Here is a 2,225-nt window from a genome sequence, read left to right as displayed (position 1 = left end):
CCGGATCGCGGATCACGATGACAACGGGCAAAGACCCCATCCTGAGACGATCACACGATCCGGTGCGGGGCCCCGGGTGGCCACCCGGGGCCCCGCAACCCGGCATCTCCACAATGCCACAAATCAAACAGACAATCCTGAAGGAGCGCAGCGACTGAGGGATCTCGGGCCGGGGCGAGCAGCCGCCAGACGGGAGTCGTCCGTCCGCCCGAGATCCTTCGCCGCGTTCGGCGGCTCAGGATGACGCGAACACGGGAAAAGGACTCGGCATGGAAGCATCGGGCGAAACCAGCGCGGATCCCGTCCCCCCTTCGGATCCGAAGGATGCCGGGGACATCGGCCAGACCCTGCACGGCTGGGCGCGGGACCTGTTCCCGATCCGCCGCAGCATCACCGGCAACGGCGTGCGCCGGACGCTGGCCTACCTCAAGGACCGGCTGCCCGGCCTCACCCTGCACGAGGTGCCCACCGGCACCCCGGCCTTCGACTGGGCCGTGCCGGACGAATGGAACGTGACCGAGGCGTATGTGGAGGACGAGTCCGGCCGGCGGGTCATCGACTGGGCGGACCACACCCTGCACCTGATGGGCTATGCCGAGCCCGTGGACGCCTGGATGAGCCGGGCGGAACTGGACGCCCACCTGTACTCCCTGCCCGAGCATCCGGACTGGATTCCCTACATCACCAGCTATTACCGCCGCCGCTGGGGCTTCTGCCTGCCCCACCGCCAGCGCGAGGCGCTGCCAGAGGGGCGCTATCACGTGGTCATCCGCTCGACCCTGGAGCCGGGATCGCTGACCTATGCGGATCTGGTGCTGCCGGGGCGGGAACCGGAGGAGGTGCTGCTCTCCACCTACATCTGTCATCCGTCCATGGCCAACAACGAGCTGTCCGGCCCGGTCGTGACCACCGCCCTGGCGCAATGGCTGGCGGCGCTGCCGGACCGGCGCTGGACCTACCGCATCGTGTTCCTCCCGGAGACCATCGGCTCCATCGTGTACCTGTCGCGCCACCTGGAGACCATGCGGGCGCGCACCCTCGCCGGGTTCGTGGTCACCTGCGTCGGCGACGAGCGGGACTATTCCCTGATGCCCTCACGCCTGGGCGGCACGCTGGCGGACCGGGTGGCGACGCACGTGCTCGATCACCGGGTGCCCCGCTATACGCCCTACAGCTTCCTGACCCGGGGCAGCGACGAGCGCCAGTACTGCAGCCCGGGCGTGGACCTGCCCGTGGTCTCGATCATGCGCAGCAAGTACGCGACCTATCCCGAGTACCACACCTCGGCCGACGACCTGTCGCTGGTGACGCCGGCCGGGCTGGCCGGGGCCTATGGGGTGCTCAGGGACGCCCTGGGCCTGCTGGAGCACCACGGCTACTACCGCATGACCTCGCCGTGCGAGCCGCAGCTCGGCAAGCGGGGGCTGTACCCGACCCTCAGCACCAAGGAGTCGGGCGCGATGGTGCGCAACATGATGAACGTGATCGCCTATTGCGACGGGCGGCACGACCTGCTGGATCTGGCGCGCGTGTGCGGCCTGTACGCGGGGGACGTGGTGCCGATCCTGGAGACTCTGCAGGCGGCCGACCTGTGCACCTGGAGCAAGGCCCCGTCGGACCGGGGGGCGTGACGCGGGGTCGGGCCAGGGGCAGCGCGGGACCGGGAAAGATGGGGCGAGTAGACGGATTTGAACCGACGACCTCTTGGACCACAACCAAGCGCTCTAACCAACTGAGCTATACCCGCCATGGGCGGCCCCGTCGGGACGGGGCGTGCGGTCCGCGCATGCCACGCCGGATCAACCGGCGAAGGGCGCATCAACTAGCCCATCGCGGCGGCAACGTCAATAGAATTGGAAGGGCTGTCAGGCAGTCAGGTGAACGCACCTTTGGCGACCTGCGAGACCTTGTAGGGCGGGTTCGCGCCGAAGGCGCAACCCGCCGCATCGCCACCACGCGGCGGATTGCCCTACCTCGACAAAAGATGGCGGGGCGTTTTGGCGCAAGGCACTTTTAATAGAGAGTGTCATCAACTCAGTTTGTGGCGGGTTCGGGCTGAGGCCGGAGGACCGCGTTTGCGATGGTGACGAGCTTTCTGGCAACGGCGAGGAGTGCGCCTTTTGGTGTCTTTTTGTTTCCGATAAGCCGTTCGTAGAAGGCCTTGAGGTCGGGGTTGTATCGCACGGCGGAGAGCGCGGCCATGAAGAGCTTGGATCGCAAGGCGC

Annotated in this window: 1 protein-coding gene, 1 tRNA gene and 1 pseudogene; 1 reads left to right on the top strand and 2 read right to left on the bottom strand. The window is 67.5% G+C overall.

Going from position 1 to position 2,225, the window contains the following annotated elements; translation table 11 throughout:
* Positions 1-269: 269 nt before the first annotated feature.
* Entirely contained in the window at positions 270-1,631 is a 1,362-nt protein-coding gene (locus GHC57_RS18905) for a DUF4910 domain-containing protein (protein ID WP_153347183.1), read from the top strand.
* A 39-nt stretch (positions 1,632-1,670) separates the two neighbouring features.
* On the opposite strand, the gene GHC57_RS18900 is transcribed toward GHC57_RS18905, so the two are convergent.
* Positions 1,671-1,747, bottom strand: a tRNA-His gene (locus GHC57_RS18900).
* A gap of 287 nt (positions 1,748-2,034) precedes the next feature.
* Positions 2,035-2,225: pseudogene (locus GHC57_RS19685) on the bottom strand (IS110-like element ISEc32 family transposase); the annotation flags it as partial.

It is taken from the genome of Roseospira navarrensis (genome assembly GCF_009601025.1).
Lineage (GTDB): Bacteria > Pseudomonadota > Alphaproteobacteria > Rhodospirillales > Rhodospirillaceae > Rhodospira > Rhodospira navarrensis.
This window is presented reverse-complemented; position numbering and strand designations above follow the sequence as displayed.

Coding starts and splice junctions, on each gene's coding strand:
- GHC57_RS18905 (WP_153347183.1), top strand. CDS start 270: ATGGAAGCATCGGGCGAAACCAGCGCGGATCCCGTCCCCCCTTCGGAT.